Raw genomic sequence first — 17895 nt, 5'->3', positions numbered from 1 at the left:
CGCCATGAAGTTGCCAACGCTCCTGGCAGGCGCGAGCCTGCTCCTGCCCGGCCTTGCCCTGGCCCAGGTCGACATCAGCCAGGTCTGGATCAACCCCGGCTTCTATTCGCTGCACTTCGATCGCAACAAGGGATTGGAAGACTTCAACCCGGGCATCGGCATCGAGTGGCCGATCGACAAGACCTTCTCGCTGACCGCCGGCACCTTCCGCAACAGCGATCGCGAACGCTCGAACTATGCGGGCCTCTACGTGATGCCCTTCGAGTTCTACGGTGTGAAGCTGGGTGCCGTCGTGGGCGGTTTCGACGGTTACCCCAAGACCAACAACGGCGGCTGGTTCGCGGCACTGATCCCGACCGCGGCCATCGAAGGAAAGCACTGGGGCCTGAACATCGCGATCATTCCCAGCATCAAGAACCGCCTGTATGGCGCCATCAGCTTTCAGCTGAAGTACCGCTTCTCCGACGGCGTCAACGAGAACCCCTAGGCCCTTCAGTTCCAGGAACACCACGGACCCGGCTCCGCCGGTCCGAAGGTGTTGCCCCCGGCCAGGGGGTAGGCGAAGCGACACGAAGTGCGCGAAGCCTGGGGGCGAGCAACAGCTAGTGCCGGAAGTGGCGTACGCCTGACAGGACCATCACCACGCCGCGCTCGTCCGCGGCGTCGATCACTTCCTGGTCGCGCATCGAACCACCAGGCTGGATCACGGAGGTCGCACCGGCGTCGACCACCACGTCGAGGCCATCGCGGAACGGAAAGAACGCATCGCTCGCTACTGCCGTGCCCGACAGCGACAGGCCGGCGTGCTGCGCCTTGATGCTCGCGATGCGCGCAGAGTCGAGCCGGCTCATCTGGCCGGCGCCGACGCCCATCGTCATGCCGTCGGCGCAGAAGACGATCGCGTTGCTCTTGACGAACTTCGCCACCTTCCACGCGAACAGCAGATCCTGCAGTTGCTGCGGCGTCGGCTGCTTCTTGCTGACGATCTTGAGTTCGTCGATCGACAACTCGCGGTTGTCGGCCGTCTGCATGAGCAGGCCCGATCCGATGCGCTTGACGTCCACCGCATTGCGGCCGTTGTCCCAGTCGGTCTTGCCACCGGGCGGCAGCGCGATCTGGAGGATGCGCACGTTGACCTTGCTCTTGAACACTTCGAGCGCTTCCGGCGCATAGCCGGGCGCCATCAGCACCTCGACGAACTGCTTGCTCACGGCTTCCGCTGCGGCGCGGTCGAGCGGTCGGTTGAAGGCGATGATGCCGCCGAAGGCCGAGGTCGGGTCGGTCTTGAAGGCCTTGCTGTAGGCCTCCAGCGGGTCCTTGCCGGTCGCGACGCCGCAGGGGTTGGCGTGCTTGACGATCACGCAGGCCGCGGTGTCGAAGCTCTTCACGCACTCCCAGGCCGCGTCGGCGTCGGCGATGTTGTTGTAGCTGAGTTCCTTGCCCTGGAGCTGCGTCGCCGTCACGAGCGAACCGGGCGCCGGATACAGGTCGCGATAGAACGCGGCCTGCTGGTGCGGGTTCTCGCCATAGCGCAGGTCCTGCAGCTTGACGAAGCGGCCGTTGCTCTGCGCCGGGAACAGCGCGTGCGCGCCGTCTTCCTGGATGCGGGAGAGATAGTCGCTGATCGCGCCGTCGTACTGGCTGATGCGATTGAACGCGGCGACCGAGAAGGCGAACTTCGTCTTGTCGCTCAGCTTGCCGTCGGCCTTCAGCTCGGCGAGGGCCTGCGGATACTGCGACGCATCGGTCAGCACGCCGACGTCCTTCCAGTTCTTCGCTGCGCTGCGAACCATGGCGGGTCCACCGATGTCGATGTTCTCGATGGCGTCTTCCAGCGTGCAACCGGACTTCGCGACCGTGGCTTCGAAGGGGTACAGATTCACGACCAGCAGGTCGATGGTGTCGATGCCGTGTTCCTTGAGCGCGGCCATGTGGGCCGGCAGGTCGCGGCGCGCCAGCAGTCCGCCGTGCACCATGGGGTGCAGGGTCTTGACGCGGCCGTCGAGCATCTCGGGAAAGCCGGTGTGCTCCGCCACTTCTGTCACCGGCAGACCGGCGTCGGCCAGCAGCTTGGCGGTGCCGCCCGTGGAAAGCAGCTTGATGCCCAGCCCATGCAGGGCTTGCGCGAATTCAAGGATGCCGGTCTTGTCGGAAACGGAGATCAGTGCGTTCATCAGGAGTTACTTCAGCAGTTTGTGTTCGACCAGCTTCTTGCGCAGCGTGTTGCGGTTCAGGCCGAGCCATTGCGCGGCCTTGGATTGGTTGCCCTCGGCGCGCGTCATCACGACGTCGAGCAGCGGCTTTTCGACGACCCGCACCAGCATGTCGTACATGCCGTCGGGCTCGGTACCGCGGAGATCGCGGAAATAGCTGTCCAGGCTGCTGCGCACGCAGTCTTCGATGTGTTTCTTGCTCATGGCCTTCTCTTCTTATCCTCTTCTTGTCCTGTTCTTCTCACGCCAGCGCATCGGCGGACTCCATGTCCGATGGTTCGAGCGCATCGCCCTCGGCGTGCGGAATGCGGTCCATCCGGGTGGCGAGCATGTCGAAGAATCCGGCCACCGCGCGCAGTTGCACGTCGCAGTCTTCGATGGCGTTCATGGTCGATCGGAATGCTTCGCCGCCCGGCAGTGCGCGCACATACCAGCCGATGTGCTTGCGCGCGGTGCGGACGCCGCTGTAGTCGCCATAGAGAACGTAGTGTTCCTGCAAATGGTCGAGCATCAGGCGGCGCACCTCGGCCACCAGCGGCGGGGCCAGGTGCGTGCCTGTGTCGAGAAAGTGCGCGATCTCGCGGAAGATCCAGGGCCTTCCCTGCGCGGCGCGGCCCACCATGACCGCATCGGCGCCAGTGAGCGCCAACACGTCGCGTGCTTTCTCGGGTGAGGTGATGTCGCCGTTGGCGACCACCGGGATTCGTACTGCGGCCTTCACCGCGGCGATGGTGTCGTACTCGGCATGGCCCTTGTAGCCTTGCTCGCGGGTGCGGCCATGCACGGTGAGCATCTGCACGCCGGCCTGTTCGAAGCGACGTGCCAGCGCCACCGCGTTGCGATGGTCCTCGCTCCAGCCGGTGCGCATCTTGAGTGTCACCGGCACGTGATGCGGCGCGGCAGCCTTCACCACCGCCTCGACGATCTCGAGGGCCAGCGGCTCGTCGCGCATCAATGCAGACCCCGCCCACTTGTTGCACACCTTCTTGGCGGGGCAACCCATGTTGATGTCGATGATCTGCGCGCCGCGGTCGATGTTGTACTGCGCGGCCTCGGACATCATGTCCGCATCGGTCCCCGCAATCTGCACCGAAATGGGGCCGGGTTCGCCTTCATGATTGGCACGGCGCGAAGTCTTGAGCGTGCCCCACAACTCCTTGCGCGAAGTCACCATCTCGCTGACCGCGTAGCCCGCGCCGAGCTCACGGCACAGCATGCGAAAGGGCCGGTCGGTGACGCCTGCCATGGGCGCGACGAACAGGCGGTTCTCCAGCGCGATGTTGCCGATTTGCAGGGTCATGGAGAGAAAGTGGCGCGCGCTGGGCTGCTGAAAAATGAGGCACGATTGTAGCGGCGCGGCGATGTGTCGGCTGCAACGATTTGCACTGGGACCCCACGCGAAAGGCAGGTTCGCGACACCGGATGCCCGTACTTGCACCTACACGCCAGACCGCAAATGCCTTTCTATACTCCAGCGCACATGCAAGCCTGGCTCGACTCTCTTCTCGCGCTTCTCGCGCTGCCGCAATACGGGTTGAGCACGCTGTTCATCGCCGCCTTCGTGTCGGCGACGCTGTTGCCGGTCGGCTCGGAGCCGGTGCTGTTCGGGCTGCTCAAACTCAACCCGGACATGTTCTGGTCCGCGATCTTCGTCGCCACAATCGGCAACACCTTGGGTGGCGTCGTCGACTGGTGGATGGGCTATGGCGCCCACAAGGTGGCCGACAAGTACTCGCACTCCAAGCACCATCTGCGCGTGCTGACCTGGCTCGAACGCCTGGGACCGAAGGCCTGTCTCTTGAGCTGGCTGCCGATCGTCGGCGACCCGCTCTGTGCGGTCGCGGGATGGCTTCAACTGCCGTTCTGGCCTTGCGTGTTCTATATGGCGATCGGCAAGTTCGCGCGGTACGTGACGATGACGGTCGCGCTACTCTATATGTGGCCCAACTAGGCCCGGATCACTTCAACAAGCCATATGGGCCGCCGCGCTCCAGCGCGCGCCGATAGGCCGGCCGCGCGCGGATGCGCTCGAGGTATGCCATCAACCTGGGGCGTGACGCATCGAGCCCGCCACGCACGGCGGCTGCCTCTACCGGAAAGCTCATCTGGATGTCGGCACCGGTGAAGGCATCGCCCGCAAACCATTCGCTCTTGCCGAGTTCACCTTCCATGAAGTCGAGATGGCTCGCGATGTTCGGCGTGACGAATCCCGCCTTGGCCTTCGCCGCGATCGAACGGGCGATCGGTTTTGCGAAGAAAGGCATCTTCGAGTTCTCGATCCGGTCGAACACCAGCTTCATCAGAAGCGGCGGCATGGCCGAACCTTCGGCATAGTGGAGCCAGTAGCGATAGCGCAAGGCTTCGGGCGAACCTGCCGCCGGCGCAAGACGGCCGTTGCCGTAGCGCTCGATCACCGTTTCGACAATCGCGCCCGATTCCGCGAGCGTGAGCCCATCGTCGGTCGTCACCACCGGGGACTTGCCCAACGGATGCACTGCACGCAAGGTGGGGGGCGCCAGCATCGTCTTCGGATCGCGCTGGTAATGGACGATCTCGTAAGGCAACTCAAGCTCTTCGAGCAACCAGAGCACGCGCTGCGAGCGCGAATTGTTCAGGTGATGGACGGTGATCATGTATGGGCGTGGCGGCTCAGGAGCTGAACAGGAAGTTCATCACGTCGCCATCCTTGACGACGTACTCCTTGCCTTCCGCGCGCATCTTGCCGGCATCCTTCGCGCCCTGCTCGCCCTTGTATGCGATGAAGTCGTTGAAGGCGATGGTCTGGGCGCGGATGTAGCCCTTCTCGAAATCCGTGTGGATCACGCCGGCGGCCTGCGGGCCCGTGTCGCCGATGTGGATGGTCCAGGCGCGCACTTCCTTGACGCCGGCCGTGAAGTAGGTCTGCAGGCCCAGCAGCGAGTAGGCAGCGCGAATCAGGCGGTTGAGCCCGGGCTCCTCCTGGCCGATCTCGGCGAGGAACATTTTCCGGTCTTCATCGTCCATGTCGGCCAGTTCGGCTTCGATCTTGGCGCAGATGGCGACGACAGGCGCGTTCTGCGCGGCTGCGTATTCGCGCAGGCGGTCGAGAAAGGGGTTGTTCTCGAAGCCGTCTTCGGCGACGTTGCCGACGAACATGGCCGGCTTGGCGGTGATCAGGGAGAACTGCCTGATCAACGGCTTGTCTTCCTTGCTGAACTCGACCGCGCGCACCGGCTTGTTCTCGTTGAGCGCAGCCTGGCATTTCTCGAGCAGCGCGACCAGCTTGATGGCTTCCTTGTCACCGGAACGCGCCGTCTTGGTGTGACGATGCAGCGCTTTCTCGACCGTCGACAGGTCGGCCAGGCACAGCTCGGTCTGGATCACCTCGATGTCGGAGATCGGGTCGACCTTGCCTGCCACGTGGATGACGTTGTCGTCCTCGAAGCAGCGCACGACGTTCACGATCGCATCGGTCTCGCGGATGTGCGCGAGGAATTGGTTGCCCAATCCTTCGCCCTGGCTGGCACCGGCCACCAGTCCCGCGATGTCGACGAACTCGACGATCGCCGGGACGATGCGCTCGGGCTTCACGATCTCGGCCAACTGCGCCAGGCGCTGATCGGGCACCTCGACCACGCCGACGTTCGGCTCGATCGTGCAGAAGGGATAGTTCTCGGCCGCGATGCCTGCCTTGGTCAACGCGTTGAAGAGGGTGGACTTGCCGACGTTGGGCAGGCCGACGATGCCGCACTGGAGACTCATGGCGGGGGCTTTCAGAAATCTTGGGGGAACCGGTGATTTTAGGCGCCCGGCCTTTCGCGCCCTGGATCCGGGGCTACTGGGTCATTCGAAGCGCAGGTTGGCGCCCACCGGCTGCCCGACCCTGAGCGCATGTTCCACGCCCTGAAGCACGATCGCGTTCATGCCGAAGGTGATGGCGCCGTTGACGCGCGCGTCGGAGCGATAGGTCCGCAGCATGTCGCCGACTTCGGGGCTGCTGACGGCAGTCTGCGGGTCGATGTCGGGGATCGGGCAGCGCGCGCAGGGCTTGACCGGGCGCAGGCTGACCTCGCCCTCGGCGGTCTCGACGTGCAGGATCTCGACGCGATCCTCGTCGTGCGCCTCGATCCCTGCCAGCACCACGTTGGGCCTGAAGCGCTCGATGCCCACGGATTCATGACCTGCGGCCGCGAGCCTGGCGTTGAGTTCGGCCAGCGAACCTTCGCTGGCCACGAGCAAGGGGAATCCGTCGGCGAACTGATTCGGCACCTTGACGCCGTCGGTCCACTTCAGGCTCGACAGGCGCTCCTGCTCGGGATCGAATCGCACCAGCCGGAGCTTGCGCGCTTGTCCAGGCTCCGAGAGGAAATCGCTGAACCATTGCGCCGCAATGTCGCCCATGTCGTAGGCGGCGACCTCGTCATCCCAGACGCGCACGCGCACCGGCCCCTCGACACGATCGAAGGCAATGTGCAGCGCCAGCATGCCCGGCGCGCGCAGCACCATCTCGGAATGCTTGAGCTGCGGCCGGATCAGCGCCATGCGCGGCAGTTCGCGCTGCGTGACGAACTCGCCGGCGCCATCGACCACCATCCAGGCGCGATCGAATTCCAAACCGGTTTCGATCAGGAGCGTCTCTTTCACCTCGACACCGGCGCACGATTTGATCGGGTAGACGAACAGGCGCGCGATCGTCGCCTGGAGGTCGAAGTCGGAAGCATTCACGGGCGGGTCCTTTTTCAAGAGCAGCGATTGTCCAGCACGCCGCCCCGGGACGGAGGCTCCTCCTACAATGCCGCGATGGCTCTTCCCCCCGAAGTCTGCATTCGCGGCGCCGGCATCGTCGGACGCACGCTGGCGCTCTTGCTGGCGCGCGAACGCGTGCGGGTGGCGCTGGTGGTGCCCGCCAGCACGCCGAACGGGCCGGATGTCCGTGCGTACGCGCTCAATGCCGCTTCCAGGAAGTTGCTCGAATCCCTGCGCGCCTGGCCGGATGCGGCGCACGCCACGCCGGTGCGCGAGATGCTGGTGCACGGCGACGAAGGCGGCCGGGTGCAGTTCAATGCGGCGCGCCAGAAGGTCGATGCGCTGGCCTGGATCGTCGACGTGCCGGCACTCGAGCAGCAGTTGAGCGACGCGGTGCGTTTCCAGCCCCGCATCGAGGTCGTGACCGCTCCCGTCCCCGCCCCGCTCACCGTGGTCTGCGAAGGCCGCATGAGCGTCACGCGCGAAGCACTGGGCGTTGACTACGAGGTCACCCGCTATCCGCAACATGCGATCGCCGCGCGCGTCGCAGCCGAGTTGCCGCACGACGGCACCGCCCGCCAGTGGTTCAACGACAAGGGCGAAGTGCTGGCGCTGCTGCCGATGGCCGATGCGAACCGCGCCGCAGACGCGCCGGCCAGCCTCGACCGTTCGATGGCGCTCGTGTGGTCGGTCGACCAGCTTCGTGCGCCCACGCTCCTCGCACAGGGCGCCGACGAATTCAACGTTGCGATGAGTGAAGCGACCCACAGGGCGCTCGGCGGCCTGCGGCTCACCAGCGAGCGGGCTGCCTGGCCGCTGCAGCGCGCCATCGCCAACCGCTGGACGGGCCGGTTCGACGACGGCTCCGCCTGGGCGCTGGCGGGTGACGCGGCGCACACCGTGCATCCGCTCGCGGGACAAGGCCTGAACCTCGGCCTTGCCGATGCCGCGGTCCTCGCCGAGGTGATCAAGACGCGCGACTACTGGCGCAGCGTCGGCGACGCCCGGCTGCTGCGGCGCTATGAACGGGCACGCCGCACGGACGTGCTGTCGATGAGCCTCGCCACCGACGGCCTGCAGCAACTCTTCGCCCACAGCGCCGACCCCTTGCCGGCGTTGCGGAACTGGGGCATGCGCGGCTTCGACCGCACACGGCTCGTCAAGAACTGGATCGCTCGGCAGGCAATGGGCCTGCAATGAATTCCGGGAAAACCACCATGAACAAACTCACCCGTCCACTCCTTGCCGCACTGACCGCGCTCACGCTGGGCTACGCACTGAATGCAAGCGCAGGCGAAGCCGAGATTCGCAAGAACCTGGCTGCACGCATCCCGCAATTCGCGAAGATCGACGAAATCACCAAGTCGCCGATGCCCGGCATCTATGAAGTGCGCATCAACGGCTTCGAGATTTTCTATACCGACGAACAGGGCAATTACCTGCTGCAAGGCAACCTTATTGACGTGAAGGAGCGCAAGAACCTCACGGAGGAGCGGGTCGAGAAACTCAGCGAGGTCGCCTTCAACAAGCTGCCCGTCAAGGACGCCTTCACGATCGTGCGCGGCAACGGCAAGCGCCAGCTGGCGGTGTTCGCCGATCCGAACTGCGGCTACTGCAAGCAGTTCGAGCGCGACATGACGAAGGTCGACAACATCACCATCCACATGTTCCTCTATCCGGTGCTGGGCCCCGATTCTGTCGTCAAGGCACGCAACATCTGGTGCGCCAAGGACAAGGCCAAGGCGTGGAACGACTGGATGCAGCGCGGCGTCACGCCTGACACCGGCGACTGCGACACCACCGCTCTCACCCGCAACCGCGAATTCGGCCAGAAGTACAACATCACCGGCACGCCCACGCTGATCTTCAGCGACGGTTCGCGTGCACCGGGTGCGCTGCCGGCGGCGCAGGTCGAAAAACAACTCGCCGCTCGCAGTTGATGGCCGCGCCGGCCATTCACTACCGCGTCGAGTGCGCGGATCGCAAGGCGCACCTCTTCGCCGTCACCCTGACCATCGACCAGCCGGTGGCGCTGCAGCGCGTGTCGCTGCCGGTGTGGATTCCCGGCAGCTACCTGGTGCGCGAGTTCTCGAAGAACCTCCAGGACCTCCGCGCGATGCAGGGCCGGCGCAAGCTCGCGGCGCAACAGCTCGACAAGTGCAGCTGGCAGATCAAATGCACGCCCGGCAAGCCGCTGGTGCTGCGCTATGAAGTCTGCGCGTACGACAACTCGGTGCGGACGGCCTGGCTGGACGCCGATCGCGGCTTCTTCAATGGCACCAGCCTGTGCCTCCAGGTCGAAGGTCTGGTCGACGCGCCACATGCGGTCGAGGTGGTGGCGCCTCCAACACCGGCGGAAGGTGTGCGCTGGTCATGTGCCACGGCGCTGAAGCCGGCCAAGGTCGATCGCCAGGGCTTCGGCACCTATGTCGCCGCCAATTACGACGAGTTGGCCGACAGCCCCGTCGAGATGGGCGCCTTCTGGAGCGCGGAGTTCGAAGCCTGCGGCGTGCCGCACCGCTTCGTCATCGCCGGCGTGCCCGCGTCCTTCGATGGCGAGCGCCTCATTTCCGACACCCGCGCCATCTGCGAAGCGCAGATGCGCTTCTGGCACGGGGACAAGGTCGGCAAGCGCAACGGCCCCAAGCCGCCGCATGACCGCTACGTGTTCATGCTGAATGCCGTGGACGACGGCTACGGCGGCCTGGAGCATCGCCATTCGACCGTGCTCATCTGCACCCGCCGCGACCTGCCGCAGATCGGCGCCCGAAAGCAGACCGATGGCTATGTCACGCTGCTCGGCCTCATCAGCCACGAGTATTTCCACACCTGGAACGTGAAGCGGCTGCGGCCCGCCGAGTTCGCGCGCTACGACTACGGGCGCGAGAACTACACCGGATTGCTGTGGCTGTTCGAGGGCTTCACCAGCTACTACGATGACCTGCTGCTTCGCCGCGCCGGTTGCATCGACGATGCGACCTACCTCAAGCTCGTCAACAAGACCATCAACCAGGTGCAGCAGACGCCGGGCCGGCTCGTGCAGTCGGTGGCGGAGGCCAGCTTCGACGCCTGGATCAAGTACTACCGCCAGGACGAGCAGACGCCGAACACCACGGTGAGCTACTACACCAAGGGCGCGCTCGTCGCCATGTGCTTCGACCTCACCCTGCGCTCCGAGGGGCAGGGTTCACTCGACGACGTGATGCGGTTGCTCTGGAAGAAGAGCGAAGGCGGGCCCATCGCCGAGACGGACTTCGCCGCCGCGCTCGAAGCCATTTCCGGCCGCTCGTTCGCGAAGGAGATCGCCAGTTGGGTTCACTCGACCGATGAACTGCCGCTGTCCGATCTGCTGCGCGCGCACGGCGTCGCCGCGCTCGATGATCCGGCGCAGCGCGCGCAGGAACTCGGTCTCCGCGTGGCCGAAACTGGCGGCAGCGTGCAGGTCAAGGTCGTGCTGCGCGGCGGTGCGGCCGAGCAGGCGGGCTTCTCGGCAAACGATGAATGGATCGGTATCGAACTGCCTGCGACCAAAGGCCGGCCCGCGCAGGGCTGGCGACTTGCGCGGCTCGACGATCTCGCGCTCTACCTGGGGCCGCTGAAGAGAGCCGTCGCGCTCGTCGCGAGAGACCGCCGCCTGCTTCGCCTGGCGCTGGCGCTGCCTACCGGCGTGACGACCTGGCGCCTCTTCGCGCAGGACCCGGCGAAGCTGGCGAAATGGTTGAATCCGCAGTAGCGGCACCGGCCAACGAATTGTTCGTTTCAAGGAGACACGCATGAGCTATGAAACCATCGAAGTTCGCGTCGAGGCCGAGAAGGTCGGCATCATCACGCTCAACCGGCCCAAGGCACTGAACGCGCTCAACGATGCGCTGATGACCGAACTGGGCCAGGCCCTCAAGGCCTTCGACGCCGACCCGGCCATCGGCTGCATCATCGTCACCGGCAGCGAACGCGCCTTCGCGGCGGGCGCCGACATCGCGGCGATGGCCAAGTACAGCTTTCTCGACGCCTACAAGGGCGACTTCATCACCCGCAATTGGGAAACCATCCGCCAGATCCGCAAGCCGGTGATCGCGGCTGTCAGCGGCTTTGCGTTGGGCGGCGGTTGCGAGCTCGCGATGATGTGCGACTTCATCATCGCGGCGGACAACGCCAAGTTCGGCCAGCCCGAAATCAAGATCGGCGTGATTCCCGGCGCCGGTGGCACGCAGCGACTGCCGCGTGCGGTGGGCAAGTCGAAGGCGATGGACATGGTCCTGACCGCGCGCATGATGGACGCCGCCGAAGCCGAACGCGCCGGACTGGTGAGCCGCGTCGTGCCATATGAGAAGTTGGCCGACGAAGCGCTCGGCGCCGCGCTGGTCATTGCGAACTTCTCGCAGATCTCGGTGATGGCGGCGAAGGAGTCGGTCAACCGCGCCTTCGAGAGCGGACTGTCGGATGGCGTCATGTTCGAGCGCCGGCTGTTCCACGCGCTCTTTGCTACCGCGGACCAGAAGGAAGGCATGGACGCCTTCCTGAACAAGCGCGCAGCGGATTTCAAGCATGAGTGAAACGCAACGCCATCGGCCCGAGGGAACTCGCTAGGGATTGCGCGGCGGTGCATAGGCGGGAGCCGCCGTCGGCGCCGGTTGCAGCGTGTCCCGCAGCGCTTCGCGCAACGCTGCGAGTGCCGGCGCCGACGGCACCCCCGTGGCGGACGGCGTCTTTCCCTCGCGCCAGCGAACCTGGGTCGGCGCGACTTCGAATACCGCCAGCACATCGCCGTTGCGCTCCAGCGTGACGCGGTATTCAGGCGCCGCACGCATCGGCTGCGATCCTACGGCGGAGATCGCGGCCGATCCCAGCAGCGCGTTCAGGTCCCGCGCTTCTGCGCGCTGCACGGTGCGAGTTCCTCCGCCCCGCCGGGCGATCGTCATGCGGGTCCACTGAGAGAGGGCAGCGAAGGTGGGTGGCTCGGTGGCCTCCGTGCGCACTGAAGGCGACGGGGCGGGCGCAGGCGCAGGCACGGTACGCGCCACGTCAGCCGAAGCCTGCGGCGAAACAGCAGGAACGGTAGGGGGGACAGGTTTCGCGGCGGCATCCACACTTTCACGTCTTGGCGGTGGCGGCGGCATGGTGGGCGAAGGCGTCTTCTGCTGCAATTTCACGGACGGCGCCGGCGCAGCGGATGCCACCGGCGCACTCGGGGCGGCGACAGGAAGAGGCGGCGGCTCCGGCAGTGCGGTTGATGGCAGCAACGCCGACGAGGACGTCGATGGGGGCGCCGACGACGAAGGCCGCGAAGCGGTTTGACTGGAGGATGGTCCGGATTCCGTCAGACCCGGCAGCGCCGGCCCGTTCGAGTCGCGGGCTTGCGGCGCCGGCGCAGCCGCCACCTTCGGCTCGGCGTCGCGCTGCGGGGCGACCACAGGATCGCGACGCCAGAACATCGTCACCAACGTCGCAAAGAGCAGTATGGCCAATGCAGCCGCCCACGGCAGGCGCGAGCGCTGCTCGCCCGACGAGCCGATGCGCCGCCACCATGGTCGAGCCGCAAGTTCCAGCTCCGCCTCGGCTTCATACGGGTCGACCGCGCCGACGGCGTCGCCCGCCCTTTTCAGGATGGCCTTGCGGAGCCGCCAGTCGGGCGCCGCGTTGTGGTCCGGAGCGTATTCGAGCGCCTGCCACAGGCGTACGTCGCGCAGCTCGTCGACGTTGTCCACGGTGGCGCTCATGAGCCGTGCTCCAGCGCCGACAGATAGCGGTCCATGCAGCCGCGCAGCTTCTTCAGTCCCTGGCGCAGCCTGGTTTGGACGGTGTCCGATCCGACGTCGAGCGTGGCAGCCAGCACGTCCACGGTAAAGCCGTCCTCGTAGTGCAACAGGAAGGCAGCGCGCTGTTCGATCGGCAACTCGTCGAGGCAGCCCACGAGACGGCGACCCGCGGCGCGCCAGAAAGCGAGTTCTTCCTGCGACGTGCGCGTGTCGTCGTTGGCGGCACCGTCGTCGTTCAGCAGGCCGCGGCTGAAGATGAGCGCGGCGTCAAGTCCATCGCCGTCTTCGTCGTGCGCGTAGAACGCGCCCTCGCGGCCGCTGAGGCGAAGCCTGTCCATCGACAGGTTGTGCGCGATGGTGAAGGCCCAGGTGCGCCAGCTTGCATCCTGCGGCGAGAAGGTGTCGCGCGCGCTGATGATGCGCGACCAGGTCTCCTTGAACACCTCGTCGACTTCCGCCGCGTACCGGATGCCGAGGAGGCGCCGTACAAAGCGGTACAGAGCGCTTTCATTGCGCGTGTACAGCGACTCGAAGGCGCTCGTGTCCCCCCCGACGTAGGCAAGCATTGCCTGATCGTCGTCAGAGAGACCGGGAATCTCGGTGGGCACATGCATCCGCAGTTTTTACCTCAGAGCCGACCCGGCCCGCCAGGAACCGAGCCCGATGACGACGGGGAAGAGGGAAGCATCGAAACTTCGGTGTGAAATCGAAGACCGTGCGGAGCCGCGCTATAATTTCGGGCTCGGCTCTTTAGCTCAGTCGGTTAGAGCGATGGAATCATAATCCACAGGTCCGCGGTTCGAGTCCGTGAAGAGCCACCAAACAGAAAAGCCTGCTATCACTTCGATAGCAGGCTTTTTTTGCTTTCGGTCCCGCCTTGAAGCGGCAGTTCTATTCCTTGGGAGGACGCCAGGCGCTAAGGAATTCCGCCGGCTTGTTTGGCGGTTGCCACGTGACCACGACCGGGGATGACGCAGCCGAGGTCGCCCCCGATCCGCTATTGATCGGGGCTTCCCTGCCACTGCCGTCGCAGCCGGCGAGAGCCAGCAAGACCGACAGGCCCGTCGCCGCATACCAGGATGATTTCTTCACAGTTGCTCCTCGGGGTTTTTTGCCTTACCGCCCTGCCGGACCGTCCGAATGCCTCGAGTGTAACCGTTCTGTAACCTTAAAGTTCTATTTGTTGGCTTTGCGCCAAAAATGCACTGGCCCGTTGACTTCGACGGAAGTCTGCTGTCAATTAGACCGATTTCATTACACGCAGATCCACGGGCCGCTTGGCGCCTTTTGACACCGCGAGCGAGTCTTCGAGGATGCCTTGAAGCATGCGCGGCACCTCATCGATCGCCTGGTTGCGAATGCCTTGCGTCGCCGCCCGGTAGCGCTCCAAGTGCGCAGTCAGTTCGTCGACGGCCTCCGCCACCTTCGCGAAGCTGGCGCAGACCAGCCCCACGCCCCGCTCCCGCACCCATTGGGCGTTGTAGCGCTCCTGCGGCAACGTCCATCGGTTGCGAACGACGATCACCGGCAAATGCATCTGCACTGCCTCACTCAGGCTTCCGGGGCCGGGCTTGCCGATGAAGAAGTCCGCCAGTTGCATGAAGCGGGCAATGTCGGGCGTGAACTCCAGCACCAGTCGAGGCGCGCTCGACGGCAGGGCGCGCAGCGCACGAGCGAGCTTCGCGTTGTGGCCGCAGGCGAGGATGAGTTGAGTGTCCGGCAGGCGCTTGGCGATGCCGAGCATGGCTTTGGAGCCCTGTCCGCCGAACAGCACGATGCCGGTCGGTCGATGGGGATCGAGTCCCATCGCTATCCGCCCCGCAGCGCGGTCGATCGGCTTCGCGTCATGGAAGGTCGAACGGATGAGCATGCCGGAACTCGCATGAACCCGCTCCTCCGCGTAGCCCGCCGCGCGGGCCTGCTGGACAGCCTTGGCGGTACCGCAGACGAAGTGCTGGTCCAGCCCTTTTTCGATCCAGAAGTTTGGCGGGTGGTCCGCGAGATCGGTCAGCAGTGTCACATAGGGAACCCCGGGCAAGGTCGAAGCCAGCGCCTCGCAAAGCGCACGGTTGAAGTTCGGGATCAGCGAGACCACCATGTCCGGCTCGGTCGCCAGCCAATGCTCCTGCAGTTGCCGCACCAATGTCGAATGGCCCCACCGGATCATGCCTTGCAGCAGCTTCAGTTCCTGTGCCAGGCCCAGCGTCCAGCCGTGCGCCAGGCGCTTGTTGTAGACGTCCTCCGGATCCATGCCGGTCAGCTTGCGGAAGCTGTCCTTCGGATCGAGCACTTCGCGCAGATTGACCAGGCGCACGGTCCAAGGCAACCCCGCTCTCCGGATCGCCGCCTCGAGCGCCAGCGCGGACGCGCGATGCCCGCCGCCCGCGTTGAAGTAGACGAGGTCGACGGTGCGGGTCGATGGGCGCGAGGGAAGCGGGGCGGCGCGCGTCATGCGTGCGCAGGCTCTCGCCGCGATGCGACACGCCCGGACCGGGCCGCGACGGGCATGTGCTCCGCCCAGTGCAGGATCTCGAGCGACCCGTCGGCGTGCTCGGCCAGCGCGGTGAGACTCTCGACCCAGTCGCCGTCATTGGCGTAGAGGATGCCGTCGATGTCGCGAAGCTCCGCGTGGTGGATGTGGCCGCAAACCACCCCTTGCACGCCGCGCCGGCGGGCTTCGCGCGCCACCGCATTCTCGAAGTCGCCCACGTAGCTCACCGCGCGCTTGACCTTCAGCTTCAGGTACTTCGACAGCGACCAATAGGGCAGCCCCATGCGCGCACGCAGGGAGTTGAGATGCCGGTTCAGCTTGAGCGTGAACTCATAGAGCGAATCGCCCACGTGGGCCAGCCACTTCGCGCACTGAATCACGCCGTCGAACAAGTCGCCATGCATGACCCAGAGTTTGCGGCCGTCCGCGGTCTCGTGGATCCATTCCTCCGCGACATCGATGCCACCGAAGTTGTGATGCAGGTACTTGCGCGCGAACTCGTCGTGATTGCCCGGAATGAAGATCACGCGCGTACCCTTGCGCGCCTTGCGCAGCAGTTTCTGGATCACGTCGTTGTGCGCCTGCGGCCAATACCAGTGGCGGCGCAGTTGCCAGCCGTCGATGATGTCGCCCACGAGGAACAGCGTCTCGCATTCCGTGTGCTTCAGAAAATCGAGAAGCGCCCGTGCCTGGCAACCGGGCGTGCCCAGGTGCAGGTCGGAGATCCAGAGCGTGCGGTATCTCTGCGGCGGGCGCAGCATGTCCCCGTCTTCCGCATCGGAAAGCTGGGGGGCGGAATCGCGCCATGCGCGAAGAAAGGCGTCGTCGCGTTGCATGGACGGACACGATCGCGCCAAGACGTGACGGGGCTATGGCACACGCATGACTCGCCGATGACAACAGCCAGTTTGTCCGGGCAAACCATGACGAGTCAGCGACGCAGTGGCACGCCGTGCGCCCGAAAATCCGCGCATGCGCCCTGGCCAGATCATCGTTCTTGCAACACCCGTGTTCTTTCTCCTGATCGGGATCGAGTTCTTCGTGGGACGCATGCGCGCCCGGCGCGGAACGGGAAGCGATACCTATCGCCTGCCGGACACGCTCAACAGCATCGGGCTGGGCATGCTGAGCCAGATCAGCGCGGCCATTGCCGGGCTGTTGCGCATCGGCATCTACACGGCGATCTGGTCCGCCTTTGCCTTGTTTCGGAACGATGACTTCTGGATGCAGTGGTACGGCTGGATCCTGGCGCTGGTCTTCTATGACTTCTGCTACTACTGGCTGCATCGGTACGGTCACGAAAGCGCGGTGCTGTGGGCCGCGCACGTCGTGCATCACCAGAGCCAGCACTACAACCTGTCGACGGCGCTTCGCCAGACGTCCAGCGGCGTCCTTCTGGGCTGGATCTTCTATCTGCCGATGGCGCTGGCGGGCGTGCCGCCCCTTGTCTTCGGCGCGGTCGCGCTCATCGACCTGCTCTACCAGTTCTGGGTGCACACCGAGCAGGTTGGCAAACTGGGCTGGTTCGACCGCTGGTTCTGCTCGCCGTCGAACCACCGCGTGCATCACGCGGTGAATGACCGCTACGTCGATCGCAACTACGGCGGCGTGCTGATCGTGTGGGATCGCCTCTTCGGCACATTCAAGGAGGAGGACGAGCGCTGCATCTACGGTACGCGCAGTCCGCTCCAGAGTTGGGATCCAGTGTGGGCGAACGCCGAGGTCTATTGGTCGCTTGCACGCGATTCCTGGCGCACCCGGCTCTGGCGGGACAAGGTGCGCATCTGGTTCAAACCGCCGGGCTGGCGACCGGCCGACCTGGCGGCGCTGGATCCGAAGCCGGCTTTCGACATTGCACAGATCCACCGCTACGAACCGCCGGCTTCGCACGGCGTGCAGGCATTCGCGGCGGCGCAGTTCGTTGCGCTGCTCGGCGGCGCAACGGCCTTTCTGTGGTACTCGGACACGCTTCCTTTCAGCGCTTCGCTAACATGGCTCGTTGCCATGACCGCCGGTCTCTGGGCGACAGGCGCGGTGTTGCAGGGCCGGCTGTCGGCGACGGAGGTTCTCTTTGTCGATGCCGCGGCGTTGGCCACTGCGAGCGGCGCCTTGGGGATCACGCCTGTTCACATCGTCTTCAAGCCCCTCGCGCTGATCATCCTCATCGCCTTTGCATTGATGCGCATGCGCGCGACGGGAGTGCGGGGCCGATTCGCCCTCCTGCTGATGGCAGGGCTTGTGGCTTCGCTCGCCGGCGACGTCCTTCTGATGTGGCCACAGTTCTTCGTGCCCGGCCTCATCTGCTTCCTCCTGGCACACCTTGCCTACATCGCACTCTTTGCATCGGGCATCGGCCTGTTTCCGCGGCCGCGCGCGCTCGTCGCAACGCTGGCCATTGGCGCGCTGATGTACGCGTTCCTGTGGTCGGGCGGACTGCCGTCCGGCCTGCGGATGCCCGTGGGCATCTACGTCGTTGTCATCGCCTGCATGGCGGCCCAGGCGGTCGGCCGCGCAGCGGTGCTCGCCAATGACGCATCGGCGCGCAGCGTCGCTGCCGGCGCTTGCCTGTTCATGCTGAGCGATGCCTTGCTGGCGACCAACCGCTTCGTCGTGCCGTTGCCGGTGGCTTCGCTGTGGGTGCTGGCCAGCTACTACGCGGCGCAGTGGTTCATCGCCGCCCACGTGCGCCCGCCAGCGCGCTGACGCCGGG

The 17895-nt window shown here is 65.3% G+C and carries 17 protein-coding genes and 1 tRNA gene; 8 read left to right on the top strand and 10 right to left on the bottom strand.

Annotated elements, in window-relative coordinates:
* The first annotated feature begins 4 nt into the window (after nt 1–4).
* Nucleotides 5–487, top strand: coding sequence for a hypothetical protein (locus AC1D3B_RS10115; protein WP_478190528.1), 483 nt, complete (start codon nt 5–7; stop codon nt 485–487).
* 115 nt (nt 488–602) lie between these two features.
* Here the strand turns inward: AC1D3B_RS10115 and purH are convergent, their stop codons facing one another.
* From purH to dusB, 3 genes are read right to left on the bottom strand one after another with little or no spacing between them, the layout of a single operon-like run.
* Nucleotides 603–2174 carry a bifunctional phosphoribosylaminoimidazolecarboxamide formyltransferase/IMP cyclohydrolase gene (purH, locus tag AC1D3B_RS10110; RefSeq protein WP_478190527.1) on the bottom strand — a complete coding sequence of 524 codons (1572 nt, stop codon included), beginning with the start codon at nt 2172–2174 and terminating at the stop codon, nt 603–605.
* Nucleotides 2175–2180: 6 nt separating this feature from the next.
* Nucleotides 2181–2417, bottom strand: a complete 237-nt coding sequence (locus tag AC1D3B_RS10105; RefSeq protein WP_068683508.1) for a Fis family transcriptional regulator — start codon at nt 2415–2417, stop codon at nt 2181–2183.
* A gap of 37 nt (nt 2418–2454) precedes the next feature.
* Nucleotides 2455–3513 (bottom strand): tRNA dihydrouridine synthase DusB, encoded by a 1059-nt coding sequence (dusB, locus tag AC1D3B_RS10100; RefSeq protein WP_478190526.1) that lies wholly within the window; start codon nt 3511–3513, stop codon nt 2455–2457.
* Between the two features lie 180 nt (nt 3514–3693).
* On the opposite strand from dusB, the gene AC1D3B_RS10095 reads away from it, so the two are divergent.
* Nucleotides 3694–4164 carry a YqaA family protein gene (locus AC1D3B_RS10095; RefSeq protein WP_478190525.1) on the top strand — a complete coding sequence of 157 codons (471 nt, stop codon included), beginning with the start codon at nt 3694–3696 and terminating at the stop codon, nt 4162–4164.
* Between the two features lie 7 nt (nt 4165–4171).
* Here the strand turns inward: AC1D3B_RS10095 and AC1D3B_RS10090 are convergent, their stop codons facing one another.
* The 3 genes from AC1D3B_RS10090 to AC1D3B_RS10080 all read right to left on the bottom strand — a co-directional run bounded on the left by AC1D3B_RS10090 (nt 4172) and on the right by AC1D3B_RS10080 (nt 6917).
* On the bottom strand, nt 4172–4846 hold the full coding sequence (locus AC1D3B_RS10090; protein WP_478190524.1) for a glutathione S-transferase: 675 nt from the start codon (nt 4844–4846) through the stop codon (nt 4172–4174).
* Nucleotides 4847–4862: 16 nt separating this feature from the next.
* Nucleotides 4863–5954 (bottom strand): redox-regulated ATPase YchF, encoded by a 1092-nt coding sequence (gene ychF / locus AC1D3B_RS10085; RefSeq protein ID WP_478190523.1) that lies wholly within the window; start codon nt 5952–5954, stop codon nt 4863–4865.
* An 81-nt stretch (nt 5955–6035) separates the two neighbouring features.
* Nucleotides 6036–6917 carry an MOSC domain-containing protein gene (locus tag AC1D3B_RS10080; protein WP_478190522.1) on the bottom strand — a complete coding sequence of 294 codons (882 nt, stop codon included), beginning with the start codon at nt 6915–6917 and terminating at the stop codon, nt 6036–6038.
* A gap of 75 nt (nt 6918–6992) precedes the next feature.
* Between AC1D3B_RS10080 and AC1D3B_RS10075 the strand changes: the two genes are divergently transcribed.
* Genes AC1D3B_RS10075 through AC1D3B_RS10060 form a run of 4 tightly spaced genes read left to right on the top strand, consistent with a single transcriptional unit; the run spans nt 6993 to nt 11491 of the window.
* The gene (locus AC1D3B_RS10075) at nt 6993–8138 is read left to right on the top strand and encodes an FAD-dependent monooxygenase (protein ID WP_478190521.1); all 1146 of its coding nucleotides are present in this window, start codon (nt 6993–6995) and stop codon (nt 8136–8138) included.
* Between the two features lie 17 nt (nt 8139–8155).
* Entirely contained in the window at nt 8156–8878 is a 723-nt protein-coding gene (locus AC1D3B_RS10070; protein WP_478190520.1) for a DsbC family protein, read from the top strand.
* Nucleotides 8878–10671: a M61 family metallopeptidase gene (locus tag AC1D3B_RS10065; protein ID WP_478190519.1), complete on the top strand. Its 1794-nt coding sequence runs from the start codon at nt 8878–8880 to the stop codon at nt 10669–10671. Before AC1D3B_RS10070 ends, AC1D3B_RS10065 begins: the two co-directional genes overlap by 1 nt.
* 40 nt (nt 10672–10711) lie before the next feature.
* Entirely contained in the window at nt 10712–11491 is a 780-nt protein-coding gene (locus AC1D3B_RS10060; RefSeq protein ID WP_478190518.1) for an enoyl-CoA hydratase, read from the top strand.
* A gap of 30 nt (nt 11492–11521) precedes the next feature.
* On the opposite strand, the gene AC1D3B_RS10055 is transcribed toward AC1D3B_RS10060, so the two are convergent.
* Complete coding sequence (locus AC1D3B_RS10055) at nt 11522–12655, bottom strand: hypothetical protein (RefSeq protein WP_478190517.1); 1134 nt, start codon at nt 12653–12655, stop codon at nt 11522–11524.
* Nucleotides 12652–13260, bottom strand: a complete 609-nt coding sequence (locus AC1D3B_RS10050; RefSeq protein ID WP_478190516.1) for a sigma-70 family RNA polymerase sigma factor — start codon at nt 13258–13260, stop codon at nt 12652–12654. The genes AC1D3B_RS10055 and AC1D3B_RS10050 overlap by 4 nt, the downstream gene beginning before the upstream one ends.
* Before the next feature lie 178 nt (nt 13261–13438).
* On the opposite strand from AC1D3B_RS10050, the gene AC1D3B_RS10045 reads away from it, so the two are divergent.
* Nucleotides 13439–13515 (top strand) — tRNA-Met (locus AC1D3B_RS10045).
* A 419-nt stretch (nt 13516–13934) separates the two neighbouring features.
* On the opposite strand, the gene AC1D3B_RS10040 is transcribed toward AC1D3B_RS10045, so the two are convergent.
* Both AC1D3B_RS10040 and AC1D3B_RS10035 read right to left on the bottom strand, forming a co-directional pair.
* Nucleotides 13935–15146: a glycosyltransferase gene (locus tag AC1D3B_RS10040; RefSeq protein WP_478190515.1), complete on the bottom strand. Its 1212-nt coding sequence runs from the start codon at nt 15144–15146 to the stop codon at nt 13935–13937.
* Nucleotides 15143–16021 (bottom strand): UDP-2,3-diacylglucosamine diphosphatase, encoded by an 879-nt coding sequence (locus AC1D3B_RS10035; protein WP_478190514.1) that lies wholly within the window; start codon nt 16019–16021, stop codon nt 15143–15145. Before AC1D3B_RS10035 ends, AC1D3B_RS10040 begins: the two co-directional genes overlap by 4 nt.
* A 136-nt stretch (nt 16022–16157) precedes the next feature.
* On the opposite strand from AC1D3B_RS10035, the gene AC1D3B_RS10030 reads away from it, so the two are divergent.
* Nucleotides 16158–17888 carry a lysoplasmalogenase family protein gene (locus AC1D3B_RS10030; protein WP_478190513.1) on the top strand — a complete coding sequence of 577 codons (1731 nt, stop codon included), beginning with the start codon at nt 16158–16160 and terminating at the stop codon, nt 17886–17888.
* Nucleotides 17889–17895: the final 7 nt, after the last annotated feature.

The sequence above is a fragment of the Variovorax sp. P5_A3 genome (genome assembly GCF_056400665.1).
The sequence above is the reverse complement of the archived record's forward strand: the minus strand, read 5'-3'. Positions and strand labels throughout refer to the sequence as shown.